We start from the raw sequence: 25786 nt of genomic DNA, 5'->3' as shown, positions 1-25786 counted from the left end.
AAGCCCGGGCCGGTACGCGCCCGAGTCGGCATGCGCCCGAGCCCGCTCAGGCGGGCCGCCGCGCCACCACGAAGACCCTCCGGAAGGGGAAGACGGTGCCGTGCGGCCCCGCCGCGTAGGCCCCGCGGAGCAGCTCCGCGTAGCTCGCCAGGAATTCCTCGGTCGCCCCGGGGTCGCCGGACAGAGCCGTCAGGACGGGCCGCAGGGCCGTCCCCTTCGTCCAGTCGAGGACGGGGTCCGGGCCGGTGAGCAGATGGCTGTAGGTGGTCTCCCAGGCGTCCACCGTGAGGCCGAGGGCCGTGAGCCGGCCGAGGTAGTCGGCCGGTTCCAGGACGTGCCCGGTGCCGTGCAGGCCGCCGAGCCGGTCCCGCCAGCGCGCGCTCCCGCACAGCTCCCGGAGCAGGGTGTGGCTGGGGGCCCGGAAGTTCCCGGGGACGGTGAAGGCGAGGGTACCGCCGGGGGTGAGGGCGGCCGTCCAGGCGGGGAAGGACCCGGCGTGGCCGGGCACCCGCTGAAGGGTGGCGCTGGAGACGATCAGGTCCAGGGGTTCGGCGGGCGTCCAGTCGGTGAGGTCGGCGCGGGCGAAGTCGAGCCGGCCGCCGCCCGGGGTGGGGCCGGCGTGAGCGGCGGCCTCGGCGAGCATCTCGGGGGAGCTGTCGAGACCGGTGACGTGGGCCGTGGGCCAGCGCGCGGCGAGGAGCGCGGTGACGTTGCCGGAGCCGCAGCCGAGGTCGACGACGCGCGGTCCGCCGGGGCGGGGCGCCGGGTCGGGGATCCGGGCGAGCAGGTCGTGGAAGGGGCGGGCACGGTGGCCGGAGTGGCGGAGGTACTGCCGGGGGTCCCAGGTGGCGGCGGTGCGCATGGGGATGGGCCTCCTCGCGGGTGGGCAGGGGCGCGCCGAATACGACGGACGTGAACATTCCGTACGCTTCCGTTCCAGCATGACTCCGCCAATCTCTTGACGTCAAGAGACTTCATGTCGACAGACCCTCTACACTGATCGCCATGGAGGACGAGGTCGATCGGCTTGTCGCAGCATGGCGTCGCGAGCGCCCGGACCTCGATGTGGAACCACTCGAGGTGCTCAGCCGTGTCAGCAGACTCGCCCGCCACCTCGACCGGGCCCGGCGCCTCGCCTTCGCCGAGCACCAGCTCGAGCCCTGGGAGTTCGACGTCCTGACCTCGCTGCGCCGGGCCGGAGCGCCCTACCAGCTCTCCCCCGGGCAGCTCCTTACCCAGACCCTGGTCACCTCGGGCACCATGACGAACCGCATCGACCGGCTCGCCAAGAAGGGCCTCGTCGAGCGACTGCCCGACCCCACCGACCGGCGGGGCGTGCTGGTACGGCTCACCGCCGAGGGCCGGGACCGCGCGGACGAGGCACTGGCCGGGCTGCTCGCGCAGGAGCGCGCGATCCTCGGCGAGCTCTCCCACGCCCAGCGTGGCGAACTGGCCGGACTGCTACGCCAGTTGACCGCCCCGTTCGACAACATTCCCGGCTAGGTCCACCGGCCCCACCCCGGCCCGCCGGGCCAGGGCCACCGCCGCGAGCGTGGAGTGCACCCCGAGCTTGCCCAGCACGTTCTGCATGTGTGTGCGGACGGTGTGCGGGGAGAGATAGAGCCGCTCGGCCACGGCCTTGCGGCCCAGCCCGGCCACCATGCAGCGCAGCACCTCGCGCTCGCGCGGCGTCAGCGACTCCACCAGCCGCTCGCTCTCGGTGCGGTGCTTACGGGCCGCCGTGAGCTCCCGCAGCACGCCCGTGAGCAGCGCGGGCGGCAGATGCGTCTCGTCGCGCAGGACGCCCCGGATGACGGCCAGCAGCCTGGAGAGCGAGCAGTCCTTGGCCACCCAGCCGCCGGCGCCCGCCTGGAGCGCCGCGGCGGCTCGTCTGGGGTCGTCGCGCTCGGCGAGGACCACCGTCCGCACGGCGGGCTGGCCGCTGCGGACCCCCGCCACCAGCGAGATGCCGTCGACGACGCCCTCGCCCTGCCCCGGGCCGTCCTGGCCGCGGAGCTGCCCCGGCACCACGTCCGGAGCCACCGTGCCCAGGTCGGCGTCGACGAGGAGCACGTCGAAACGGCGCCCCTCGCCCGCCGCCCGCTCCAGCGCGCGCAGCGCCGCCGGCCCGCTGCCGGCCGCCGAGACGTCCACGTCCGGCTCGGCCGCAAGGGCGGCGGCGAGCGACTCGGCGAAGATGCGGTGATCGTCGACCACCAGTACCCGAATACGTGCCACAGCCACCCCCATATCCCGGGAGAACGGCCAGTGCGGGTACGGCGCCCGGTCGCGGGGCCGCCATTGCGCGCACGGCCGCCGCCGTGCCCTGACAGACCGCCCCGCCCCGGGCGTCGTACCTGACTGTCTCGCCCCCTGATCAGCGTCGGCCCCCACCGACGCTGTGCATCAGCGTACGGCCGGGGTCCGGTGTCGGAAGCCGATTGGCAAAACTGCTTGACCCGCCTGTTGATGGTGAGCTTTATGTTCAGTATTGGGGCAGTGAACGACATGGAACGACGTGATGTCGGCCATGAGCGGTCCGACTTGACCGGTCCGGGAGGGTACGGGCCGGGGCCGTGACGAGCCGGGCCGGCCCCGTCCGGTGCCGCCCGGCGTGGGGCCGGAACCGGGCCGCGCGAGGCCGGACGGCGGCCGGCCAGGGCCGCGCGGGGGCCGGCCGAGGACTAGCGGAGCCGCCGGGCGCCCTCCCCCGCGACAGCCGGAAACACCCGTGGCGCACGGTGCCCCGCCGCCGCGAACGCCCGGCCGGCGGCCTCCGCTACGGCCGTCTCGGCGCCCGATTCCACCAGCGCCACGGCCGAACCACCGAAGCCGCCACCGGTCATCCGGGCGCCCAGCGCGCCCGCGCCGTTCGCGACTGCGACGGCCAGATCCAGCTCCGGGCAGGAGACCGCGAAGTCGTCGCGGAGCGACGCGTGCCCGGCCGTCAGCACCGGCCCGACGGCGGTGACACGACCGGCCTCCAGATGATCGACAACCTGCCGCACCCGGTCGTTCTCGGTGACGACATGGCGCACCAACGCTCGTACGGCCGGATCCCGCACCCTTCCGAGGGCCGGTTCCAGCCCCTCGGAAGGGATGTCCCGCAGAGAGCGCACGCCCAGCGCGCGAGCTCCTGCCTCGCAACCGGCGCACCGGTCCGCGTACGCGCCGTCCGCGAGGGCGTGCCGCACGCGGGTGTCCACCACCAGCAGGGACAGCCCGGCGGCGGCCGGGTCGAGCGGTACGTGCCGGTGGGTGAGGTCGCGGGTGTCGAGGTACAGGGCGTGGCCCGCGACGCAGCGGGCGGAGGCGGTCTGGTCCATGATCCCGCAGGGGACGCCGACGAACTCGTTCTCCGCCCGGCGGCAGAGCGCGGCGATCTCCGCCCGGGACAGCCCGAGTCCGCCGACGCCGTCGAGCGCGAGGGCGACGGCGCACTCCATGGCGGCGGAGGACGACAGCCCGGCGCCGCGCGGGACATCGCCGTCCAGGTGGACGTCCGCGCCCGTGGCGGGGTGTCCGGCCGCCCGCAGCGCCCAGAGGACGCCTGCCGGGTAGCACGCCCAGCCCCGGACGCGGCCGGGCGCCAGGTCCGCCGCGGAGAGCTCCGCGCGGTCGGCCGCCGGGCCGTCGCCCAGGCACAGCCGCAGCCGTCCGTCGGCGCGCGGCGAGGCGGCCGCCCGGACCGTGCGCGGCAGCGCGAAGGGCAGCACGAGCCCCTCGTTGACGTCGGTGTACTCGCCGATCAGGTTGACGCGCCCGGGCGCCGCCCAGACGCCGTCCGGGGCGTGGCCGAAGGCCCGCTCGAAGGCGGCCGCGGAGGCGTCGGCCGCGGCCGTGTCGCCGGCGGTCATTCGACGGCCGTCCGGCGGGCGAACTCCCAGGCGTCGGCGATGATCCCGGCCAGGTCGGGGCGGGCGGGGCGCCAGCCGAGGGTCTCCGCGGCGCGCTCGGCGGAGGCGACGAGGACGGCCGGGTCGCCGGGCCTGCGCCCGGCCGCGAGCTGGGGGATCGGGTGCCCGGTCACCTTGCGGGCGGCCTCGACGACCTCGTGGACGGAGAAGCCGTTGCCGTTGCCCAGGTTGCAGACGAGGTGCTCGCCGTCGCGGGCGGCGGACAGGGCGCGCAGGTGGGCCTCGGCGAGGTCGGCGACATGGATGTAATCGCGCACGCAGGTGCCGTCGGGGGTGGGGTAGTCGTCGCCGTAGACGGAGATCGCCGCGCGGCCGCCCAGGGCGACCTGGAGGACGAGCGGGATCAGATGGGTCTCGGGGGCGTGCCGCTCGCCGTGACGCCCGTACGCGCCCGCGACGTTGAAGTAGCGCAGGGAGACGGCGGCGAGGCCGTGGGCCGCGCACTCGCCGCTGATCATGTGGTCGACGGCGAGCTTGGTGGCGCCGTAGGGGTTGGTGGGACGGGTGGGGGCGTCCTCGGTGATCGGGACGGTGTCGGGTTCGCCGTAGACGGCGGCGGTGGAGGAGAAGACCAGGGTGCGGACGCCGGCGTCGCGCATGGCGGCGAGGAGCTCGGCGGTCCCGCCGACGTTGTTGCGCCAGTACGGCTCGGGGTCGGCGACGGACTGGCCGACCTGGGAGAAGGCGGCGAAGTGCAGGACGGCGTCGTACGAACTGTCCAGCCAGCGGCCCGCGTCCTGGACCCGGCCCTCGATGAAGCGGGCGCCGTCGGGGACGGCGGCCCGGTGGCCGGTGGAGAGGTCGTCGAGGACGGTGACGGAGTGCCCGGCGGCCAGCAGGTGCGCGGCGACGACGCTGCCGACGTAGCCCGCCCCGCCCGTGACCAGGTAAGTGCTGCCGCTCGTTCGCTGATTCACGTGCTCGCTACCTCTCGCAGTCGCCGGGCCGCGGCCTCGGGCGGCACATCGTTGATGAACACACTCATGCCGGATTCGGAACCGGCGAGGAACTTCAGCTTTCCGGGAGCCCTGCGGATGGTGAAGAGCTCCAGATGCAGGGCGAATTCACTCCTGAGGGGATGCCGGGCGGGCGCTTGGTGCCAGGCGGAGATGTACGGGGTGGGCGGCTGCCCGGGGCCGAAGATCCGGTCGAAGCGGCGCAGCAGCTCCAGCAGGACGCCGGGGAGCTCCGCGCGGGCCGCGTCGTCGAGGGCCGTCAGGTCGGGGACGCGGCGCCGGGGGTGGAGGTGGACCTCGTAGGGCCAGCGGGCGGCGTAAGGGACGTGGGCGGTCCAGTGCGCGCCGTCGAGGACGGTGCGGCGGCCGTCGGCGAGCTCGGCGGCGAGGGTGTCGTCGAAGAGGTTCCGGCCGCCGGTGCGCCGGTGGTGGGCGGCGGCGTTGGCGAGGACGCGCTCGGTGCGCGGGGTGACGAAGGGGTAGGCGTAGATCTGGCCGTGCGGGTGGTCGAGGGTGACGCCGATCTCCGCGCCGCGGTTCTCGAAGCAGTAGACCTGCTCGACGGTGGGGAGCGCGGAGAGCTCCGCGGTGCGGTCCGTCCACGCCTCCAGGACGAGGGCCGCGTGCTCGGGGCCGAGGTCGGCGAAGGAGGCGTCGTGGTCGGGGGTGAAGCAGACGACCTCGCAGCGGCCGAGGTCGCCCGCGAGGGAGGGGAAGCGGTTGTCGAGGACGACGACGTCGTAGTCGGGGGCCGGGACCTCGGTCGGGGCGGCGCCGGGCCGGGTGGGGCACAGGGGGCAGGCGTCGGAGGGCGGGTGGTGGGTGCGGGTCTGGCGGTGCGCGGCGATGACGACGTCGTCGCCGAGTAAGGGGTCGTGGCGGATCTCGGGGGTGGTGGGGTCGGGGCGGAGGGGGCGCCGGTCGAGGGTGTCGTGCGGGATGTCGTCGCGGAGGTCGTAGTAGCGGAGAGTGCGGCTGTCCGCGAGGGTGATCGCCGTCTTTTTCACGGGGGGCTCTTCCCCTCGGGGTGCCGTCCCTTAACCGGAGGGGCCGCCGTGGGGTGGCGGGTGGGTGGGTGGGCCGCTGCGCGGGGCTTGTTCCCCAGCCCCGCCCCTTCCCGAACCGGGGCTCCGCCCCGGACCCCGGTCCTCAAGCGCCGGACGGGCTGGATTTTCCAGCCCGTCCGGCGCTTGAGGACACCGCGCGGTAGCGCGGAAAGGGGGCCCGGGGGCGAAGCCCCCGGTTTCGGGAAGGGGCGGGGTGGGGAAAGGCCGCCCGCAGGGCACCCTCGGCCGCGCAGCCGTCACCCGGCCCCGGCCAGGGCTACAGCGCCCCCGGGCCCGCAGGGCCCCTCGGTGGGGGAACAGCCGACGCCCCCGCCGCCGCCCGGTCCAAAAGCCCCGTACGCGCCGCGAGAGCCGCCGCCTCCAGCCTCGATCCGACCCCGAGCTTCATCAGGACCCGCTGGACGTGCGTCCGCGCCGTACTGGGCGCTATTCCCATCCCGGCCGCGATGAGCCGCGTGTCCTCGCCCTCGGCGACCCGCACCAGCACCTCGACCTCGCGCGGCGTCAGCAGCTGGAGCAGCCGGGCGCCCTCGTCGTCCGGCTGGGCGGCGGGGTTGAGGAGCTCCGTGAAGGCCCCCTGGAGCAGCTGGGGGTCGACCGCGGCCTCTCCGGCGCGGGCCTTCATCATGGCGCGCTCCACGCCCTCGATGCGCTCGTTGTGGCGGACGTAGCCGGAGGCGCCGGCGGCGAAGGCCGCGGCGATGCCGAGCGGGCTCGGCACCGGGCCGAGGACCACGACGGCGACCTGCGGCCGCTCCCGCTTGATCCGGACGACCGGGTCGAAGGCCCCCGGTTCGGCGGGTGTGGCGGTGCCCAGCAGGCACACTTCCGGAGCGCGGCTCACCACCAGGTCGGCCGCTCCCGCGCTCGGCGCGGCGGCGGCCAGCACACGGTGCCCGCGCAGCTTCAACGCCGAGGCGAGCGCCTCGGCCAGCAGACGGTGGTCGTCGACCACCATGAGCCGCACGCCCATGCGCTTGCCCCCTGTCGCCCGCGTACGTCTCTCCTCGGCCCCTCTTGCCCCCGGAAGCTACACGCTTGTTCGACGTCGCGCGCCCCTTACCGGTGAGAAGTCCCCCGGAATGCCGAAATCCCTGCCAATCACGTGTACTTCGAGACTGAAACGGATCGTTCAGGCACGAAGGCGTGGCGGGCAGGGATACGGACTTTCATGGTCCGCATCGAGCGGCAACCGGTCGGAAACGGCAACCGCGTCAACGCGGCGCGCGGGCCCGGAGGCCCGCGCGTCAACCTAGGGCGTCAGCTCCCGCCGTAGATCTGGAGGGTGTACTGCTTGCCCAGACCGGCGACGGTGACCTTACGGATGTAGTTCGTGCCCAGGAAGAGCCGGCCCTGGGCGTAGACGCCCTGCTGGTAGTTGGGCGAGAGCTCGTTCTCGGCGCGGGCCGTGTCGTCGGCGTTCTTCAGGAGGACATCGGCCTTGAACGTCTTGGGGTCGATGCGCAGCACCTGGCCGCCCCACCGGAAGGTCGCGTTGCGGTAGGCGATCGGGTAGCCGTCCTTGTCGACGCCGAGCGGGATCATCTCGGTGCCGGCGGTGCCGTCCGTCTTGCCCTTGGTCTGGCCGGTGGCCAGGTCGAAGGCGACGATCTCGTTGATGCGGCCGGGCTGGCTGCTGTTGCCGGAGGGGTGCTCCTCCGTCGGCAGGTACAGCGTGTCCTTGGTGACGGCCAGCTTGGAGCAGCCCTCGACCTCGGTGGCGGGGCACTTCGGCTCGTACTTGCCGGCCGTTGAGATCTTGCTGCGGAGCGTGCCGTCCTTGCCGCTGTCGTCGACGACGAGGAAGTCCGAGGCGCCGTTGCCCGTGGTGTCGCCCGCGGAGACCGCGACGACCAGCGGGTCCGTGGAGGCGATGTGCGGGTAGTTCAGGCCGGTCGGCACCTTGTAGGTGGACTTGACCGCGCCGGACTTGGGGTCGAGCGTCTGCACGGAGACCTGCGGGCGCTCGTAGTCGCCGCAGCGGCGCACGGCGACGAGCTTGCCGCCGCCCGCGTAACCGGCGTCCTTGCAGTTGGAGCTGTCCTCCTTGGGCTTCCACAGCTCCTGGCCGCCGTCGAGGCTCCAGGCGGCGCCGCCGCTGGTGCCGCCGGCCGCGACGGTGCCGGCGCCGATGGTGACCTCGTCGAACGTGACGTCCCGGTCACCGGCCTTGGCGGACTTCTGCCAGAGCTTGGTGCCCTTGTTCACGTCGAAGGCGATGACCTGGGTGCAGGGGCCGCCGTACTTCTTCTCCGAGCTGGGCTTGCCGTCGCTGACGAGGACGACGGCCTTGCCGTCGTCGGTCGGCTTCGGGTTGGCCCAGCAGACGGCGCCGTCGAGCGGGAGCTCCCACTTCTTGCCGCCGCTCAGGCCGTAGCCGACGATCTTGTAGACGTCGACCTTGGCGACGGCCTGGTCGCCGACCCACATGCCCTTGGCGCTGACGAGGTCGTCGACCTTCTCCTGCTCGACCTCGAAGAGCAGCTTGCCGTCGACGGTCTTGGGCTTGTCGCCCTTGGTGCCGCCCTGCTCGCCGCCGCCCTGCTTGCCGCCGGTGCCCTGGCTGGTGCCCTCGCCGCCCTTGGCCTGCTCCTCCTTGTCGTCACCCGACACGGCGAACCAGACGCCGCCGCCGACGAGGAGGACGAGCGCCACGGCGGCGCTGACGATGACGGCCATGCGCTTCTTGGCGCCGCCGCCGGAGCCGGGGCCGCCGGGCCCACCGGGGGCGCCGTAGGGGCCGGGCTGCTGCGGGAAGGCGCCGAACTGCGGCTGCGTGGGCGCGCCGAAGCCCTGGCCGGGCTGACCGGGCCCGCCGGGGTAGCCGTAACCGCCGGGCTGGGGCGCCTGGCCGGGGTAGCCGTAACCACCGGGCTGCGGGGCCTGGCCGGGGCCGGGGTAGCCGTAGCCGCCCGGCGGCGCCGCGGGCGGGGCCTGCGGTGGCGTGCCCGGCGGGGGCGGCGGCGTCTGCGGTGCCTGAGGGGCACCCGGGGGCGGGGGCGGCGTCTGCGGGGCTCCCGGCGGAGGCGGGGGCACCTGGGACGGCTGCGCCGGCACCTGAGGTGCCACCTGGGTCGGCTGCTGGTGCGGGTAGCCGTACGAGGGGTTCGGCGCGCCGAAGCCTCCGCCCGGCTGCGCCGGCGGAACCCCCGGCGGCTGGTTGGGCGGCTGGGGCGGCTGTGACATCAGCTTTCCTCTTCACGCGGGTCGGTGGCCCGGCCGGTCTCCCCCGCGATCCCGGTGGCCGAAAATCCACCAGGAAGGAGCGAATCGGGCAGGCAACCCGCCAGTCGGACGGCAGGCGAGCGGGTGTTCTTTCTATCACCCGACTTCCCATACCAACGGGCCGATCCCGGGGTTTACACCGCCTGAGACCGGCCCGTGACGAGACTGTTGCGACTTATGAGCCCTTGTACGACTCAGGCGTCTTCGGCCAGTTCCAGCCAGCGCATCTCCAGTTCGTCGCGCTCCCCGGCGAGTTCCCGGAGTTCGGCGTCGAGCTTGGCGACGGCCTCGAAGTCGGTGGCCTGCTCGGCGATCCGCGCGTGGAGCTTGGTCTCCTGCTCGCTGATGCGGTCGAGACGCCGCTCGATCTTCTGGAGTTCCTTCTTGGCCGCGCGGGCGTCACCGGCCGACTTCTGCTTGGCGGCGGCCTCCGGCGCGGCCGGGGCGGCAGCGGGCACGGCAGCCTCGATCACCCGCTGCCGCCGCTCCAGGTACTCGTCGAGACCGCGCGGCAGCATCCGCAACGCCTTGTCGCCCAGCAGGGCGTAGACCTTGTCGGTGGTGCGCTCGACGAAGTACCGGTCGTGGCTGATGACGACCATCGAGCCGGGCCAGCCGTCGAGGAGGTCCTCCAGCTGGGTCAGGGTCTCGATGTCGAGGTCGTTGGTGGGCTCGTCGAGGAAGAGGACGTTGGGCTCGTCCATCAGCAGGCGCAGGATCTGGAGCCGGCGGCGCTCACCACCGGAGAGGTCGCCGACGGGCGTCCACTGCTTCTCCTTGCTGAAGCCGAACTTCTCGCACAGCTGCCCGGCGGTCATCTCCCGGCCCTTGCCGAGGTCGACGCGGTCACGGACCTGCTGGACGGCCTCCAACACGCGCTTCTTCGGGTCGAGTTCCCCGACCTCCTGGGAGAGGTAGGCGAGCTTGACGGTCTTGCCGACGACGATGCGCCCGGCGGCGGGCTGCCGCTCGCCCTCGGTGCGGGCGGCCTCGGCGAGGGCGCGCAGCAGCGAGGTCTTGCCCGCGCCGTTGACGCCGACGAGGCCGACCCGGTCGCCCGGGCCCAGCTGCCAGGTCAGGTGCTGGATCAGGGCCTTGGAGCCGGCCTGGACGGTGACGTCCTCCAGGTCGAAGACGGTCTTGCCGAGGCGGGAGTTGGCGAACTTCATCAGCTCGGCGGTGTCGCGCGGCGGCGGCACGTCGGCGATCAGCTCGTTGGCGGCCTCGATGCGGAAGCGCGGCTTGCTGGTGCGGGCGGGGGCGCCGCGGCGCAGCCAGGCGAGCTCCTTGCGCATCAGGTTCTGCCGCTTGGCCTCCTCGGTCGCGGCGATCCGCTCCCGCTCGGCACGGGCGAAGACGTAGTCGCTGTAGCCGCCCTCGTACTCGTGGACGGTGCCGCGCTGGACGTCCCACATGCGGGTGCAGACCTGGTCGAGGAACCAGCGGTCGTGGGTGACGCAGACGAGGGCCGAGCGGCGCGCGCGCAGGTGGGCGGCCAGCCAGGAGATGCCCTCGACGTCGAGGTGGTTGGTGGGCTCGTCGAGGACGATGAGGTCCTGCTCGGCGATCAGCAGCTTGGCGAGCGCGATGCGGCGGCGCTCACCGCCGGAGAGCGGGCCGATGACGGTGTCCAGGCCCTGCGGGAAGCCGGGCAGGTCCAGGCCGCCGAAGAGGCCGGTGAGGACGTCGCGGATCTTGGCGCTGCCGGCCCACTCGTGGTCGGCGAGGTCGCCGATGACCTCGTGGCGGATGGTGGCCGCCGGGTCGAGGGAGTCGTGCTGGGTGAGCACGCCGAGGTGCAGGTGGCCCGCGTGGGTGACCCGGCCCTTGTCGGCTTCCTCCAGCCGGGCGAGGATACGGATCAAGGTGGTCTTGCCGTCGCCGTTGCGGCCGACGACGCCGATCCGGTCCCCCTCGTTGACACCGAGGGAGATGCCGTCGAGCAGCGCACGGGTGCCGTACACCTTGTCGACGGCTTCCAGATTGACGAGGTTCGTGGCCATTCCGCTCCTGCTCCTGCGCGCGGGCCGCGCTGCTTTTGTGATCGGCCTTCCAGGGTAGTCGGCGCGCGGCGCGGCCGGTCCCGTGGCCCGGGAGCGCCGCCGGGCGGCGGGGGACGCACCAGGTCACGGGGGTTCGAAGGCCGGGAGGGCGGGCTTTCCGGCCGCTCACCCGGCGACCGGCGGCTCAGGCCTTCGCCGCCACCACCGGACGGATCCGCAGCGCGGCCCACGTCGGGACCAGCGTCCCCACCAGTGTCAGTACGAGCGCCCCGGCCGCCGTCGTCAGATAGATCGCGGGCTGCCCCGAGGGCAGCCAGCCGTCCGTCGCGGCCAGGCTGAAGGGAACCAGGGCTGCGGCCGCCGCCAGCGTGCCCAGGGCGAGGCCCATGGCCGTGACCAGGGCGGCCTCCACGGTCATCATGCGCAGCACCTGGCCCCGGGTGGCCCCCGTGAGGCGCTGGAGGCCGAACTCCCGGCGGCGGTCGCGTACGGAGATCACCAGGGTGTTCACGACGGACAGGGCGGTGTAGCCGATGAGCATGCCGCAGATGAGGTAGTTGACGGACGCCTGGGCGCGGGTGTCGTGGGCGTGCCCGTCGATCACGCCGTCCCGGTCGGTGACGGCGAGGCCCGGGTGGGCGGCGGTCAGGGCGCGCAGGGCGTCGACGACGGTCCGGGGGTCGGTGCCGTCGGCGGCGCGCACCAGGATCTGGGCGGGCAGCCCGGAGGTGGTGTGCGGGGCGAGGAGGGTGACGGGGACGAGGGCCGTCGCGTAGCCGGGCCGGTCGGCGAGCAGGGCGACGACGCGGAGGCCCGCGGTGGAGCCGTCGCCGAGCCGCAGCCGCACGGTGTCGCCGACGCCGCGGCGCAGGCGGTGGGCGGTGGCCTCGGGCAGGGCCACGGTGTCGCCGCGCAGGGCGGTCAGGCTGCCCGCGGTCGCCGGGGCGGCCAGGGTGCGCGCGGCGGAGCCGGCGTCGACGCCCTGGAGGGCGAGGCCGCGCTTGTCCTGTCCGTGGTCGACGGGCCGCTCCAGCCAGCCGGTGCTGGTGACGTACGCGCCCGCGGCGCCGACGCCCGGCACCTCCCGCACCCGGTCCACGAAGGCGGGGTCCACGCCTCCGGCGGCCGAGGTGACGACGGCGTCGGCCTTGAGGCCGTCGGTGAACTGCTTGCCGGAGACGTCGGCGACGGTGGTCTGGAGGTAGAGCATGCCGGTGGTGACGGCGGTGGCGAGCATGATCGGGGTGACGGCGGCGGCCATGCGGATCGAGCGGGCCCGGCAGTTGCGGGCGGCGAGCCGGCCGGTGACGCCGCCGAGCAGGCGGGCGGGCCACTGGAGGACGGCGGCCGCCGCCTTGGTGAGGGCGGGGCCGATCAGGGCGAAGCCGATCGCGGCGCACAGGACGGTGGGGCCGGCGGTGGACGCCGCGACCGGGCCTTCGAGGACGAGGGCGGTCACCAGGCCGAGCGCCACCGTGCCCGCCAGGAACAGGGCGGCGAGGAGCAGCCGGGGCCAGGAGATCCAGCGCTGCCGTGCCTCGGCCTCGCCGAGCGCCTCGGCGGGCCGGACCCTGACGGCGCGCCAGGCGCCGAGGACGCCGCCGCCGAGGGCGGTCAGGAGGAGGGCGCCGCCCGCGGCGACGGCGGGTATCCAGCCCTGCCGGAACTCGACGGTCTCCGCGATCATGCCGGTGCCGACCAGCCGCTCGTACAGCCAGTGGCCGGCGAGCGGGCCGGTGAACCAGGCGACGGCTCCGGCGAGGGTGGTGACCATCAGGGTCTCGCCGAGCACGAGCCGGCGCAGCTGGCCGCGGGTGGCGCCGACGGCCCGGAGCAGGGCGAGTTCGCGGTGCCGCTGCCCGGCCGCCTGGGCGACGGTGGCGCCGACGACGAACACCGCCGTCTGGACGGCGAGGCCGCCGAAGGCCCCGGCGACCGCGATCAGGTTCTCGCCGCCCTCGACGACCTCGGGGTGCTCGACGGCGCCCCGGTCGTCGCCGGTCAGGACGGTGACGCCCTGCCCGTGGAGGGCGGCGGCGATCCGCTCGCGGAGGGCGGCGGTGCCGGTGCCGGGGTGGGCGGTGACGGCGATGTCGGCGACGGTGCCCGCGCGGGGCGCGAGCCGGGCGGCCTCGGCGGTGGAGAGGAAGAGGGTGGCCTGCGGCACGGCGCGGCCGGCGGCGGGCCGGACGATGCCGGTGACGCGGTACGGGGCGGTGGTGCCGCGCGCGGTGAGGGCGACCCGGTCGCCCGTCCGGACCCCGGCCGCGCGGGCGAGGCTCTCGTCGAGGGCGGCCTCGCCGGGGCCGGTGGGGGCCTCGCCCGAGGCGAGGGCGTAGGGGGTGAGGGCGGCGGACTCCCAGCCGTGGGCCTGGGCCGCGTTGGGCGCACGGGTGCTTCCGGCGACGGCGGTGACGGCGGTGTCGATGGTGCGCTCGCCGACCGCGGTGCGGACGCCCGGAACGGCGCGGACCCGCTCGACGAGGGCTTCGTCGAGCTCCACGCGCTCCGGGAACAGGCCCTTCGCCTTGTGCTTCTCGTCGTCGGCCAGGGAGTACCTAGGGTCGCCGGCGACGAGGAGCCGGGCGCCCGCGAGGCGTTCGGGCGGGGTGTTGTTGCGGATGCCGGTCTCCATCAGGCCGCCGCAGGCCATGACGATCGTCGCGCCGAAGAGCAGCGCGAGGAAGGTGGCGGTGAAGGAGGTGGTGCGGTGGCGCAGCGAGCGGCGCGCGAGCTTGCCGATCACGCGGCGGCCCCGGTTCGTCCGTGGCCCGTCGTACTGCGGTTCGCCGTACTGCGGCCCTTCGTACTGCGGTCCGCCGTTCTGCGGTTCACGCCCCACCCCTGTTTTCCGTCGTGCGGCCGCCGGTCGTGGCGACGGCTTCAACGCTAGGGACGGGGCGGGCGCGGTCCCATGGGACGGGCGGGCCTCCTGGGGGTGGGGACAGCCCTACCGGGGGCGTGGGGTTCCGCCCGCCTTCTCGACGAGCAGCCAGCCCACGGCGGCCATGAGGACGGCGGCGGGCGCGGTGACGCGGAAGGCGACGAGGACGGCGGTGCGGCCTTCGAGGAGCCCGGCGAAGCCGACCATGGAGAGCCCGAGGACGCCTAGGAGGGCGAGGGTGACGCCTGCGGCGGCTGCGGCTGAGGCTGTGGCGCGGTGTCGCTGCCGGGCCGTCGTCGAGTACGGCGCCGTATCCCGCTGCGCGGGGCTTCCCAAGTCCAGCGCCGCCTCAGGCTGCGCGGGCCGTGACCGCTGCGCGGGGCTGTCCGACCGCGGCACCGTCTCCCCCCGCTGCGCGGGCGGTATCCGCTGCGCGAGGCTATCCGGCCGCGGCGCCGTCTCCCGCTGCGCGGGCGGTATCCGCTGCGCGGGGCTGTCCGGCCGCGGCGCCGTGCCTCCGCGGGTCCTTGAGGGACTGCTTCGCTTTACGTCCCTCAAGGACCCGCTGCGGCCCGCCGCCTCCCGTGGGTGGGTGGAGGAAACCCTCTTGGGCACCGCCGGTGCCTCGGCCTTGCGGAAGACGGCCACCAGGAGCGCGGTCACCAGAGCCGCCGCCGCGATCCTCGGCGGCACTTGGACCCACCAGGCGGCGCTCGCGGGGGCCGGCAGCGGGACGTCGAGGGCGAGCAGGGCCCCGTAGACACCGAGCATCGCCGTGAGGTGCCACAGGAACGCGGTCATGGCGACGCCGTTGGCCGCGACGACGACGCGCCACACGCGGGGGCGGGCCACCAGGCGCGCCATGGGACGGCGCAGGAGTTCGACGGCGCCGACCAGCCACAGGCCGTGGCAGAGCAGGGCGAACGTCGGCGGCGCCATGTTGCTGATCTTCTCGCCGGGCATGCCGACCATCGACAGGGGGTACGGGCCGAGGGCCACGAGCGCGGTCGCCCCCGCCATGCCGGCGGCGGCCAGGGCGGCCGGGCGGCGCAGCCGGCCGTCGGCGCGGAGGAAGCCGAGCTGGTGGAGGGCGAGCCAGACGCAGGCGAAGTTCAGGAACTCGACGTACGGGACGTCGGCGGCGAACCGCAGCGCGTCGACGGCCGCGGCCGCGCCGGCCAGGGCGGCGAACGCGCCCCATCCCCACCGTTCGTGGAGCCGGAGCAGCGGCGGGGTGAGGGCGACCATGGCCAGGTAGATGCCGATGAACCACAGCGGCTGGGCGACGAGCCGGGCGGCCACGCCCGTCAGCGGGCCGTCCGCGCCGAGGAGTTGGACGGCGAGGGAGCCGGCGCCCCAGACGGCTATGAAGAGCATGGTGGGGCGCAGGAGGCGCTGGAGGCGGGCGCGGACGAACGCGGCGTAGACCGGTCCCTCGGTGCGGCGGGCGAGGGACCGGTAGGAGAGGGCGTGCGAGAAGCCGCCGACGAAGAAGAACACCGGCATGACCTGGAGGACCCAGGTGAGGAGTTGCAGCCCGGGCTCGACCGCGAGCAGGTTGCCGACCTCGGCCCGGCCGTCGTCTGCGGTCACGGCGGCCATCAGCCAGTGGCCGAGCACGACGGTGCCGAGCGAGACGACCCGGAGCAGGTCTATCGTCCGGTCGCGCCCGGCGGGGGTGGCCGCGGCGAGGTCGCGCGCGGTGGGAGTCGTAGCCATGCCCGCACCCTCGCGCGGCGGGGGCGGGCGTCGCCACGGAGGCGGTACTCAGGTGCGGCTGAGTACGGCTACTCAGCCGACCGCTGCTCGACGGACGTGGAGCGGGCCTCGAAGGGAAAGTGCGGGCCGTGCGGGGGGCCGCTGCGCGGGGCCTTTTCCCCTACCCGCCCCTTCCCGGAACCGGGGGCTCCGCCCCGGACCCCGGTCCTCAAACGCCGGACGGGCTGGATTCCGCCCGGATCACGGTCGCTCCCGGGGCCGCACCGGAGGTGACCCGTACCGAACGGCACGTCCCCGACGAGCGCAGCGCGTCCGCCACCTTCTCGCCCTCCGCCTCGTCGCGGACCAGGAACGCCGTGGTCGGGCCCGAGCCCGAGACCAGGGCGGCGAGGGCGCCGGCGCCGGTGCCCGCGGCGAGGGTCGCGGCCAGGGACGGGCGCAGGGAGACCGCGGCCGCCTGGAGGTCGTTGGTGACGGCCGCGGCGAGCGCGGTCGCGTCGCCGGTGCGCAGGGCGTCGAGGAGCGCGGGCGACGGCTCCGGCTCGGGCACGTCCGCCACGCCCGAGCCCCCGCCGGAGACCTCGCGCAGGCGGTCGCACTCGGCGTAGACCGCGGGGGTGGACAGACCGCCGTCGGCGACGGCGAAGACCCAGTGGAAGGTGCCGCCGACGGCCAGCGGGGTGAGGATCTCGCCCCGGCCCCGGCCCAGCGCCGCCACGCCGACCAGGCTGAACGGCACGTCGCTGCCGAGCTCGGCGCAGATGTCGAGCAGTTCCTCGCGCGAGGCCCCGGTGCCCCACAGGGCGTCGCAGGCCAGGAGCGCCCCGGCGCCGTCCGCGCTGCCGCCCGCCATGCCGCCCGCGACGGGGATGTCCTTGTCGATGTGGATGTGGACGTCCGCCGCGCGTCCGTGGCGGGCGGCGAGGGCGAGCGCCGCGCGGGCCGCGAGGTTGGAGGCGTCCAGCGGCACCTGGCCGGCGTCCGGCCCGGAGCAGGTGATCCGCAGTTCCTCGGCGGGTGTGACGGTCACCTCGTCGTACAGGCCGACGGCGAGGAAGACGTTGGCCAGGTCGTGGAAGCCGTCCGGCCGTACGCCGCCGACGGCGAGCTGCACGTTGACCTTGGCGGGGACGCGGACGGTAACGGACGGGCTCACGGAGCGGGCTCCTCGGGTCGTACGGGAGAGGGTCACGGCCGATCGTACGGGGGCGTGAGCCGTCAGCCGGAAGACGGCGGGAGGTGACGGGGGCGCAGGGGTGGGGGTCCGGGGCGCTGACGTGTATTTGCGGGCCCGATGTGGGGGTTCCCTCGCGGTTCGGAGCGAGGGGCCCGTAAATATACGGCCCCGGACCCCCGCCCCGGAGCCACCGGCACCGGCACCGGCACGAAACACCGGCACCGGCCGCGTAACGCGTCAGCCCTGCTTGTTCTCCGCGATCGCCACGAACTCGTACACCGTCAGCGACTCGCCACGGGCCTGCGGCGAAACCCCGGCGGCGACCAGCGCGGCCTCAGCGGCCGCGGCGGAACCGGCCCAGCCGGACAGGGCGGCCCGAAGCGTCTTGCGGCGCTGCGCGAAGGCGGCGTCCACGACGGCGAAGACCTCCTCGCGCGTGGCGGTGGTCTCGATCGGCTTGTCGCGGCGGACGAGCGAGACGAGGCCGGAGTCGACGTTCGGGGCGGGCCAGAAGACGTTGCGGCCGATGGAGCCGGCCCGCTTGACCTCGGCGTACCAGTTGGCCTTGACGGAGGGCACGCCGTAGACCTTGTTGCCGGGCCGGGCCGCGAGCCGGTCGGCGACCTCGGCCTGGACCATCACGAGCGTCCGCTCGATGCTCGGGAACTGCGCCAGCATGTGCAGCAGCACAGGGACGGCGACGTTGTACGGCAGGTTGGCGACCAGGGCGGTGGGCGGCGGGCCGGGCAGCTCGGTGACCTGCATGGCGTCGCTGTGCACGAGGGCGAAGCGGTCCGCGCGGTCGGGCAGCCGGGCGGCGATCGTCGACGGGAGGGCCGCGGCCAGCACGTCGTCGATCTCGACCGCGGTGACCCGGTCGGCGGCCTCCAGCAGGGCGAGGGTCAGGGACCCCAGGCCGGGGCCGACCTCGACGACGACGTCGTCGGGCCGCACCTCGGCGGTCCGCACGATGCGCCGGACGGTGTTGGCGTCGATCACGAAGTTCTGGCCGCGCTGCTTGGTCGGGCGTACCCCGAGGGCTGCGGCCAGCTCACGGATGTCGGCGGGACCGAGCAGGGCGCCGGAATCGTCTGTGCTGGGGCTGGAGCTCACCCGTGAAGTTTACGGCCGCACACGGGCCACGGGCTCGCCCCCCGGCTGACGTAGAGCTTCTTGGCCCGGAAGGTCTGCTCGGCGGCGGGCGCGTCCTGGGGCCGGCCCTTGCCGCCGAGCCCCTGCCAGGTGCGGACGTCGAACTGGTAGAGGCCGCCGTAGGTGCCCGACGGGTCGACCGCGTTCGGCCGGCCGCCGGCCTCGCACTGGGCGAGCCCGTCCCAGTTCAGCCCGTCCGCGCCCTGCACGGCCGTGGGCATGGCCTTGGTGCCGACCTTCACGATCTGGGTGGTGGGCCGGCGGACGGTCTCGGTGGAGATCTTCCGGGGCTTCTGCTTGACGCCGTTGACGGTCCGCAGGGCGTAGGTGACGCGCTCGACGCCCTTCTCGCCGCGCTGGGCGACGACCTCGGTGCCCTTGAAGAGGGTGGGGTCGTCGCGCCGCTCGGTGGTGAAGTCGATGGGCACCTCGCGGACCTCCTGGCTGCCGGTGATCCGCATGACGGAGATCGTCTGGCCCTCGCGCGGGAAGCTGTCGGGGTCGACGGAGGTGGTGTCCTGGCCGCGCAGGGTGATGCCGGCCTGGTCGATGGCCTCGTGGACGGTGGCGGCATTGGTACGGATGGTGCGCTCGCGCCCGTCGGCCATGAAGGTGACGGTCCGCTCGGTACGGACGTCCAGGTCCAGGCCCTCGCGCGCGATGGAGGCGGAGCGGGAGGTGGACAGGTACGCCCCCTCGGCGCGGACCCCGAGCTGGCGCAGGGCGCCGTCGACCGTGCGGGCGGTGGTCCATACGCGGCGGTGCTCGCCGTCGAGGGTGAGGGCGACGGGGCGCCCGTAGCGGACGGTGATCTCGTCGCCGGCGCTGAGGCCGTGGTCGTGGCCGGGGGTGACGGCGTCGTGGGCGCCGAGGGACATGTTCTCGTCGGCGAGGAGTTCCTCGACGTCGTCGGCGAAGGTGTGCAGCGTGCGGGAGCTGCCCTCGACGTTGAGCCGGACGGTCTTGTCGCTGACGATGAAGGCCGAGGTGCCGCCGGCGAGGAAGGCCACGACGAGGGCCTGCGGGACGAGCCGGCGCAGGGCGTCGGGCCGGTCGCCGGTCCGCTTGCGCCGGGCGGAGCGGCGGGCGCCCGCGCGCTCGCCCTCGGGTTCGCCGGCCGGGTCGGCGAGGGGCGCGAGCGGCTCGTGCGGGGTCTCCGTGAGCTCCTCGGCGGGGGTCGTGCCGGCGCCCTGGCGGGGCAGGTGCGGGAGCTCGTCCGGGTCGGCGGGGGGCGCGTAGGAGCCCGCTTCGCGCGGTTCGGGGAGGAACGGATCGTAGAGGCCCTGGGGTGGTTCGTATATCCCGTAGGGCTCGCCGGGGGTGGCGTAGGAGCCGTACGGGACGGCGGGGGCCGGGGGCGCGGCGGCGGGGGCGGCCTGCGCATACGCCCCGGACGTCCCGTACGCACCGTGCGCCTCGTAGGTCGCGTAGTGGCCGGAGGGCTCGTACGGGTCGTACGGACTGTATGCGTCGTATGGGTCAAATGCTGGGTAGAGCGGTACTTCCGCCGCACCGCGGCGTGCGGCGCGGGGGCTGCCCTGTGCATGCGTCACGCGACACTCCCCTGGGTCGAGCTGTCCGGCCCGGGACTGTAGCGGAGGGAGCGTCACTCTCCAAAGTCATATGATCACACGGTGTCGCGACGGGAGTGACTCAGTAGCCGAACGCCCTTGCGGTATTCGCGGCGACCGCCGTGGCCAGGGCGTCCTCGTCCACACCTCGGTACCCGGCCATCGCGCGCAACGTGACCGGAATGAGGTACGGCGCGTTGGGCCGTCCGCGATAGGGCACGGGCGTCAGGAACGGCGCGTCCGTCTCGACGAGCACCAGGTCGAGCGGGGCGACGGCGAGGGCGTCCCGCAGGTGCTGGGCGTTCTTGAAGGTCACGTTGCCCGCGAAGGACATGTAGTAGCCCGCCTCGGCGCACACCTTGGCCATCTCGGCGTCGCCGGAGTAGCAGTGGAAGACCACGGTCTCCGGGGCGCCCTCCTCCTCCAGCACCCGCAGGACGTCGGCGTGCGCCTCCCGGTCGTGGATGACCAGGGCCTTGCCGTGGCGCTTGGCGATGTCGATGTGGCGGCGGAAGGAGCGCTCCTGGGCGGCCATGCCCTCGGGGCCCGTACGGAAGAAGTCCAGGCCGGTCTCGCCGACGCCGCGGACGTGCGGCAGCGCGGCCAGGGCGTCGATCTCCTCCAGCGCCGCGTCCAGCGCGGCGTCGCCGCCCGGCTCGCGGGCGCCCTGGCGCGACCAGCCGTCGGGGTCGCCGAGGACGATGCGGGGGGCTTCGTTCGGATGCAGGGCCACCGTGGCCCAGACGCTCTCGTGCGCGGCGGCCGTCTCCGCCGCCCAGCGGGATCCGGCCAGGTCGCACCCCACCTGAACGACGGTGGTCACCCCTACGGAGGCGGCCTTGGCGAGGGCTTCCGCTACGGAGCCCTGCTGCATGTCCAGATGGGTGTGCGAATCGGCGACGGGCACGTTCAGCGGCGCCGGAAGGGGCGGGGGGACGTCCTTGTCGCTCTGACTCCGCGTGCCGCCGGGCTTGTCGCTGTTCGATGCTGTTGCCGCCATGGACGCGATTCTAGAGATCGCGCGGCCCCGCGCTCACTTGCGGTGCTGGAAGGGGTGCAGGAGGTCCGACAGGTGCCAGTGGTGGCGCGGGGTCTCCTCGCCGCTCCCGGCCTCCTTCGCGAGGGCGCGCCGGGAGGGGGCGGACCCGCTGGTGTGGAACGGCCCGGCGGGCGCCTGGTCCGTGGCGGGCACGGTCGTCCGGGAGTACTGGTGCAGGACGCCGGCTATCCGGGAGACCTGCCCGGACCGCATGATGCGGACGGCGTGACCGCCGCAGTTCATGCAGGTGGGGTGGGTCAGCGGGGAGGGGACGCGCTCCCCGTCGGCGTAGTAGACGACGAACGGCCGGCCCTCGGCGTCGGTGTGGTGCTGTATCTCGTACGACTGCTCCCAGCCGTGCCCGCAGCGCATGCACGCGAAGGCGTACGACTCGTGGGCGGCTTCCAGTGCGCCGGGCGCGGCGGCCGGGTGGCCGACGGCTGTCGGGCGGACACCGTTCGAGGTTCCTGCGATCTCGCTCATGGCAGCTCCTCTTGTCCTGAGGACAAGTCTCTCCGGGATCGGACGTCCCACATCCAGGGAACGCCCTTACCGGCGAAGTCGCAGCAGCCTCTCCCCCGAATTGGGACAAACTTGGCGTCGCGCTGCCCAAAATGCCAGGCTGCCAGGCCTAAGCTTTGCCTTTCACGATAGCCCTTTACCTGCGGATGGGCCTGGTAAATGAGGGCCGGGACGGGGCGTTCGCGCCGGGGGCGCGGGCGGGAGCGCCGGGGGGTGCCGACCGGGGGTTCCGGCGGAGTTCTTCCCCGGCCCGCCCCTTCCCGGATGTCCTCGCCGGACGGGCTGATTCCGGCGGGGCGGGCGGGCGAGCCGAGGGCCGGGCGGGGGCGCACGGCAGGGGCAGGAGGCGCGGGCCGGGGCCGGGCGGTGCGGCCGGCGAGGCCGGAAGAGCCGGAGTCGGGCCGAGGCCGGCCCAAGGCCGCCGCCGGAGCCGGACCGAGACCAGGGCCGTAGCCGGAGTCGGGCCATGGCCGGTCGGCCGTACGAGCAGGTGACCGCGGCCGGAACCAGGGGCCGGGACCGGGACCGAGGCCGGGCCGGGGCCGATGCCGGGGCCCGAGCCAGGGCTGGGACCCAAGCCGGATCCCGGGGCCCGGCAGGGCTGAGGTGGCCACGGCAGGGCCGAGCACCAGGCCCGGGCTGAGCCTGGGACCGGGGCCACGACCCGGCCGGGGGAACCGGGGCCCGGTCGGGAGTCCGGGCGGCGTTCGGGGAGGGGCGGGCAGGGGGAAGGCCCTCCCGCCGTTACTTGCCCGCGGCGTTCTTGGCCGCCACGACCGCGTCGAAGACCTCCCGCTTGGGCAGGCCCGCCTCGGCGGCCACCGCCGCGATCGCCTCCTTGCGGCGCTCCCCCGCCTCCTCCCGGACCTGTACCCGGCGCACCAGCTCCGCGGGGTCGAGGTCCTGCGGGCCGGCCTCGGGGGCGCCCTCCACGACGATGGTGATCTCACCGCGGACGCCCTCGGCGGCCCAGGCGGCCAGCTCGTCCAGGGGGCCGCGCTTGACCTCCTCGTACGTCTTGGTCAGCTCGCGGCAGACGGCGGCCCGGCGCTTCGGGCCCAGGGCCTCGGCCATGGCGGCGAGGGTGTCGTCCAGGCGGTGCGGCGCCTCGAAGTAGACGAGCGTACGGCGCTCGTCGGCGACCTCGCGCAGCCGGCCGAGCCGCTCCCCCGCCTTGCGTGGCAGGAAGCCCTCGAAGCAGAAGCGGTCCACGGGCAGCCCGGACACGGCGAGCGCGGTCAGCACGGCGGACGGGCCCGGCACCGCCGTGACCTTGATATCGCGCTCCACGGCGGCGGCGACGAGCCGGTAGCCGGGGTCCGACACGGACGGCATGCCCGCGTCGGTGACCAGCAGCACGCGCGCACCGCCGGCCAGCGCCTCGACGAGCTCGGGCGTACGGGCCGACTCGTTGCCCTCGAAGTAGGAGACGACGCGGCCGGTGGTGTGCACGCCCAGCGCCTGGGTGAGGCGGCGCAGCCGCCGGGTGTCCTCGGCGGCGATCACCTCGGCGGCGGCGAGCTCGGCGGCCAGCCGCGGGGGCGCGTCGGCGACGTCACCGATGGGGGTACCTGCGAGTACGAGCGTTCCAGTCACGGCCCCATCCTCGCAGGGTCGGGCGGTACGGCTCGCCGGGCGGGCCCGTACCCACCCGGCGCGGGGCGTCACCCCGCGTGCAGCATCAGGCCGATCCCCACCACCATGAGCCCCGCGGCGGCGATCCTCGGCGCCCCGAACCGCTCCTTCATGACGACGGCGCCGATCGCCGCCCCCACGATGATCGACGACTCCCGCAGCGCCGCGATCGGCGCCAGCGCGGCCCGGGTCTGGGCCCACAGGACGAGCCCGTACGCGAAGACCGACAGCAGTCCGCCGAGCAGGCCGCGCGCGGCGTGGGGGCGGAGCTCGGGGAGGAGCCGGTCACGGCGGGTGGCCAGCGCGTAGGCCGGGATGGCGAGCCCTTCGAGGATCATCAGCCAGGCGATGTAGCCGAGGGGCGAACCGGAGGCCCGGACGCCCAGGCCGTCGACGACCGTGTACGCGGCGATGGCCAGACCGGTGGCGAGCGCCGCGGTGATCGCCGGCCAGTGGGGCCGGGCGCCGGAGCCTCGGATGCCCCACAGCGCCAGGCCGACCAGCCCGGCCGAGGCCACCGCGACCCCGGCGAGCTGCCAGGCGTCCGGCAGCTCGCCGGCGAAGACCGCCGCGAGGACGGTGACGGCCAGCGGCGCGCTGCCACGGGCGATCGGGTACATCTGCCCGAAGTCGCCGAGCGTGAAGGAGCGCATGAGCAGGAGTTGGTAGACGACGTGCAGCACGGCGGAGGCGAGCAGGTACGGCCAGGCCGCGCCCGATATCCCCGGGGCGAAGGGCAGCAGCGCCAGCCCGCAGAGGGCGCCACCGCCGCCGACGAGGGTGAACGCCAGCAGCTGGTCCTTGATGCCGTGGGCGATGGCGTTCCAACTGGCGTGGGTGACGGCGGCGACGAGGACGGCGGCGGCGACGAGGGGGGTCATGAGGGTCGCTCGCGCGTGCGTATTCCTGACGGATGATCAGCGGGTGCGCTCATGCCGTGACGCTAGCGCTGTGCTGGTGGGGTGCGCTGTTGTGGCGGTCACCTGCGGGGGCTTCGCGCCGGGCGGGCCCGCGCCTGCGGCGGGCTTGTTCCCCACCCCGCCCCTTCCCGAAGCATCCGATGTGCGGCTCCGCCGCGTGGCGGGGCTCCGCCCCGGACCCCGGTCCTCAAACGCCGGACGGGCTGATTTTCAGCCCGTCCGGCGCTTGAGGACATTCGGGAAGGGGCGGGGTGGGTCACCCCGCCCGCAGCACCGCCGCCACGATCGGCCCCGCCGAATCCCCGCCGTGACCCCCCTGCGGTACGACCGCCGCCGCGGCCACGTCCCCCCGGTACGCCGTGAACCACCCGTTCGGCAGGGTCTGCCCGTCGATCTCCGCCGACCCCGTCTTCGCCCCGATGTCGCTCCCGAGCCCGGACATCGCCTTCCGCCCCGTGCCCGAGACCGCCGTGAGCCGCATCATCGAGCGCAGCTGCGCGGCGACGTCGGCCGGGAGGGCGCGGGAGGCGCGCGCGAGCTGCCGGCCGTCGACGGACGGGTCGACGAGGTAGGGCTGGTGGAAGGAGCCGGTGCGCGCGGTGGCGGCGACGGAGGCCATGTTCAGGGGGGACATCTGCACCTTGCCCTGGCCGATCATCGCCGCGGCCTTGCCGGCGCCGGACTCGACCGGGACGCTGCCGTCGAAGCTGGCGAGGCCGGTCTTCCACTCCAGGCCGAGGCCGAAGACGTCCCGGGCCTCGGCGGCGAGCGCGTCGTCGGGGACGCCGCCGGCGAGGGAGATGAAGGCGGTGTTGCAGGAGGCGGCGAAGTCCTGGGCGAAGGTGGCGCCGGGGTTCTCGCTCTCCTCGACGTTGTGGAAACGCATGCCGTAGGTCGCGTACTTGGGACAGGGCAGCGGCTTCCCGGGGGCGGCCTTGCCCTTCTCCAGGAGCATCGCCGCGGTGACGACCTTCATCGTGGAGCCGGGCGGGGTCTGGCCCATGAGCGCCGCGTTGAACTCCGTCTTCCGGGAGTTGGCGACCGCCAGGATCTCGCCGGTGCTGGGCTTCACGGCGACGACGGAGGCGTCGCTACGGCCGCTCACGGCGGTCTCGGCCGCGCGCTGCACCCGGGCGTCGAGCGTCGTCCTCAGCTGGGCGGGCTTGCCCTTGGAGAGGACGTGCAGGGTCTTCGGGGAGGCCTCGGGGCCGGCGCCGGGCGTGACGGCGCGCACCTCGACGCCGGGCTCGCCGCCCGCCTTCTCGGCGAAGCGCCTGCGCAGCTCCGGCAGGACGGGCGCGAGCGAGGGGTGGTCCTTGGCGTCGAGGACGGTGCCGTTGCGGTCGAGCGCGGTCATCTGCGGCGCGGCGGCGGCGTCGGTGCGCAGGGTCTCGCCCCGGGCGAGCTGGGGGTGGACGACGGCGGACTGCCAGTCGACGAGGGCCTTGCCGGTGCCCGGCCCGCGGACGACGTCGAGGGAGGACTCGTAGGTCCAGGTGCCGCGCTGCTTGCCGTAGCCGATCTCGGCGCTGACGGAGAAGGGCACCCGGGTGCCGGTCGCGGTGCCGGGCTTGAGCGTGACCTTCTGGACGTGCGCCTGGTCGCGGTAGCCGTTGAGGGCGGCGGTCGCCGCCGCGGCGTTGTCGGTCAGGGCGGCCGCCTCGGCCGCGTCGCCGTCCTGCCAGGCGGCGAGGAAGTCGCGGGCGGTATCGCCGATCTCCTTCTCCGTCGGCGGCCCGGTCCGCTGCGGGGCCGGTTCGCCGTGCGCGGAGTTGGTGCCCGCGACCGCGTCGATCACGTTGTACGCGCCGAGTCCGGCGGCCCCCACCAGCCCGGCGGTGACGACACCCACCGCGATCTTCGCACCCTTGTGCATAAGTTCAGCCCCCTCCAGGCCCCCACCCCAGGGTTTTAATCAGGTGATTAAAACCTTCGGTTCGGCACTGTACGGGACAGGAGGGGAGGAAGGGACCCCGATGGCCGGAACCGGTCTCTCCGG

The 25786-nt window shown here is 74.5% G+C and carries 19 protein-coding genes; 1 reads left to right on the top strand and 18 read right to left on the bottom strand.

Annotated elements, in window-relative coordinates:
- Window positions 1-46: 46 nt before the first annotated feature.
- Window positions 47-862, bottom strand: coding sequence for a trans-aconitate 2-methyltransferase (locus tag LUZ64_RS18440; RefSeq protein ID WP_095582846.1), 816 nt, complete (start codon window positions 860-862; stop codon window positions 47-49).
- Window positions 863-1005: 143 nt separating this feature from the next.
- Between LUZ64_RS18440 and LUZ64_RS18435 the strand changes: the two genes are divergently transcribed.
- A complete protein-coding gene (locus LUZ64_RS18435; RefSeq protein ID WP_095582845.1) occupies window positions 1006-1503 on the top strand; it encodes a MarR family winged helix-turn-helix transcriptional regulator in 498 nt (165 codons plus the stop codon).
- Here the strand turns inward: LUZ64_RS18435 and LUZ64_RS18430 are convergent.
- The 17 genes from LUZ64_RS18430 to LUZ64_RS18350 form a co-directional block, all read right to left on the bottom strand.
- Complete coding sequence (locus tag LUZ64_RS18430; RefSeq protein ID WP_095582844.1) at window positions 1462-2238, bottom strand: response regulator transcription factor; 777 nt, start codon at window positions 2236-2238, stop codon at window positions 1462-1464. The genes LUZ64_RS18435 and LUZ64_RS18430 overlap by 42 nt on opposite strands.
- A 446-nt stretch (window positions 2239-2684) precedes the next feature.
- Complete coding sequence (gene galK / locus LUZ64_RS18425) at window positions 2685-3857, bottom strand: galactokinase (protein ID WP_095582843.1); 1173 nt, start codon at window positions 3855-3857, stop codon at window positions 2685-2687.
- The gene (galE, locus tag LUZ64_RS18420) at window positions 3854-4834 is read right to left on the bottom strand and encodes a UDP-glucose 4-epimerase GalE (RefSeq protein WP_095582842.1); all 981 of its coding nucleotides are present in this window, start codon (window positions 4832-4834) and stop codon (window positions 3854-3856) included. The genes galK and galE overlap by 4 nt, the downstream gene beginning before the upstream one ends.
- Window positions 4831-5880, bottom strand: a complete 1050-nt coding sequence (galT, locus tag LUZ64_RS18415) for a galactose-1-phosphate uridylyltransferase (protein ID WP_232390163.1) — start codon at window positions 5878-5880, stop codon at window positions 4831-4833. Before galT ends, galE begins: the two co-directional genes overlap by 4 nt.
- A 316-nt stretch (window positions 5881-6196) precedes the next feature.
- Window positions 6197-6913 (bottom strand): response regulator transcription factor, encoded by a 717-nt coding sequence (locus LUZ64_RS18410; protein WP_095579354.1) that lies wholly within the window; start codon window positions 6911-6913, stop codon window positions 6197-6199.
- A 287-nt stretch (window positions 6914-7200) separates the two neighbouring features.
- Window positions 7201-9126, bottom strand: coding sequence for an outer membrane protein assembly factor BamB family protein (locus LUZ64_RS18405; protein ID WP_232390164.1), 1926 nt, complete (start codon window positions 9124-9126; stop codon window positions 7201-7203).
- A 233-nt stretch (window positions 9127-9359) separates the two neighbouring features.
- Entirely contained in the window at window positions 9360-11168 is a 1809-nt protein-coding gene (locus tag LUZ64_RS18400; protein ID WP_095582791.1) for an ABC-F family ATP-binding cassette domain-containing protein, read from the bottom strand.
- 184 nt (window positions 11169-11352) lie between these two features.
- Window positions 11353-14010 (bottom strand): FtsX-like permease family protein, encoded by a 2658-nt coding sequence (locus tag LUZ64_RS18395; RefSeq protein WP_232390165.1) that lies wholly within the window; start codon window positions 14008-14010, stop codon window positions 11353-11355.
- Between the two features lie 108 nt (window positions 14011-14118).
- Window positions 14119-15771 carry an acyltransferase family protein gene (locus LUZ64_RS18390; RefSeq protein WP_095582792.1) on the bottom strand — a complete coding sequence of 551 codons (1653 nt, stop codon included), beginning with the start codon at window positions 15769-15771 and terminating at the stop codon, window positions 14119-14121.
- A gap of 208 nt (window positions 15772-15979) precedes the next feature.
- Window positions 15980-16927 carry a 4-(cytidine 5'-diphospho)-2-C-methyl-D-erythritol kinase gene (locus LUZ64_RS18385; RefSeq protein ID WP_095582793.1) on the bottom strand — a complete coding sequence of 316 codons (948 nt, stop codon included), beginning with the start codon at window positions 16925-16927 and terminating at the stop codon, window positions 15980-15982.
- Window positions 16928-17185: 258 nt separating this feature from the next.
- On the bottom strand, window positions 17186-18061 hold the full coding sequence (rsmA, locus tag LUZ64_RS18380; protein WP_095580539.1) for a 16S rRNA (adenine(1518)-N(6)/adenine(1519)-N(6))-dimethyltransferase RsmA: 876 nt from the start codon (window positions 18059-18061) through the stop codon (window positions 17186-17188).
- Window positions 18058-19653 carry a resuscitation-promoting factor gene (locus LUZ64_RS18375; protein WP_232390166.1) on the bottom strand — a complete coding sequence of 532 codons (1596 nt, stop codon included), beginning with the start codon at window positions 19651-19653 and terminating at the stop codon, window positions 18058-18060. Before LUZ64_RS18375 ends, rsmA begins: the two co-directional genes overlap by 4 nt.
- A 100-nt stretch (window positions 19654-19753) precedes the next feature.
- Window positions 19754-20671, bottom strand: coding sequence for a TatD family hydrolase (locus LUZ64_RS18370; protein WP_095584665.1), 918 nt, complete (start codon window positions 20669-20671; stop codon window positions 19754-19756).
- A gap of 33 nt (window positions 20672-20704) precedes the next feature.
- A complete protein-coding gene (locus LUZ64_RS18365) occupies window positions 20705-21193 on the bottom strand; it encodes a hypothetical protein (protein WP_095584666.1) in 489 nt (162 codons plus the stop codon).
- A gap of 783 nt (window positions 21194-21976) precedes the next feature.
- Window positions 21977-22828 carry a 16S rRNA (cytidine(1402)-2'-O)-methyltransferase gene (rsmI, locus tag LUZ64_RS18360; RefSeq protein WP_095581097.1) on the bottom strand — a complete coding sequence of 284 codons (852 nt, stop codon included), beginning with the start codon at window positions 22826-22828 and terminating at the stop codon, window positions 21977-21979.
- Between the two features lie 68 nt (window positions 22829-22896).
- Window positions 22897-23748, bottom strand: coding sequence for an EamA family transporter (locus LUZ64_RS18355; RefSeq protein WP_095581098.1), 852 nt, complete (start codon window positions 23746-23748; stop codon window positions 22897-22899).
- 295 nt (window positions 23749-24043) lie between these two features.
- Window positions 24044-25663: a penicillin-binding transpeptidase domain-containing protein gene (locus tag LUZ64_RS18350; protein ID WP_095581099.1), complete on the bottom strand. Its 1620-nt coding sequence runs from the start codon at window positions 25661-25663 to the stop codon at window positions 24044-24046.
- Window positions 25664-25786: the final 123 nt, after the last annotated feature.

The sequence above is a fragment of the Streptomyces albireticuli genome, from assembly GCF_021228125.1.
Lineage (GTDB): Bacteria > Actinomycetota > Actinomycetes > Streptomycetales > Streptomycetaceae > Streptomyces > Streptomyces albireticuli.
The sequence above is the reverse complement of the archived record's forward strand: the minus strand, read 5'-3'. Positions and strand labels throughout refer to the sequence as shown.

Excerpts from the sequence above, each read along its gene's own strand:
- LUZ64_RS18440 (WP_095582846.1), bottom strand. The coding sequence starts at position 862 with ATGCGCACCGCCGCCACCTGGGACCCCCGGCAGTACCTCCGCCACTCC.
- LUZ64_RS18435 (WP_095582845.1), top strand. The coding sequence starts at position 1,006 with ATGGAGGACGAGGTCGATCGGCTTGTCGCAGCATGGCGTCGCGAGCGC.
- galK (WP_095582843.1), bottom strand. The coding sequence starts at position 3,857 with ATGACCGCCGGCGACACGGCCGCGGCCGACGCCTCCGCGGCCGCCTTC.
- LUZ64_RS18410 (WP_095579354.1), bottom strand. The coding sequence starts at position 6,913 with ATGGGCGTGCGGCTCATGGTGGTCGACGACCACCGTCTGCTGGCCGAG.
- LUZ64_RS18405 (WP_232390164.1), bottom strand. The coding sequence starts at position 9,126 with ATGTCACAGCCGCCCCAGCCGCCCAACCAGCCGCCGGGGGTTCCGCCG.
- LUZ64_RS18400 (WP_095582791.1), bottom strand. The coding sequence starts at position 11,168 with ATGGCCACGAACCTCGTCAATCTGGAAGCCGTCGACAAGGTGTACGGC.
- LUZ64_RS18390 (WP_095582792.1), bottom strand. The coding sequence starts at position 15,771 with ATGGCTACGACTCCCACCGCGCGCGACCTCGCCGCGGCCACCCCCGCC.
- LUZ64_RS18370 (WP_095584665.1), bottom strand. The coding sequence starts at position 20,671 with ATGGCGGCAACAGCATCGAACAGCGACAAGCCCGGCGGCACGCGGAGT.
- LUZ64_RS18365 (WP_095584666.1), bottom strand. The coding sequence starts at position 21,193 with ATGAGCGAGATCGCAGGAACCTCGAACGGTGTCCGCCCGACAGCCGTC.
- LUZ64_RS18355 (WP_095581098.1), bottom strand. The coding sequence starts at position 23,748 with ATGACCCCCCTCGTCGCCGCCGCCGTCCTCGTCGCCGCCGTCACCCAC.
- LUZ64_RS18350 (WP_095581099.1), bottom strand. The coding sequence starts at position 25,663 with ATGCACAAGGGTGCGAAGATCGCGGTGGGTGTCGTCACCGCCGGGCTG.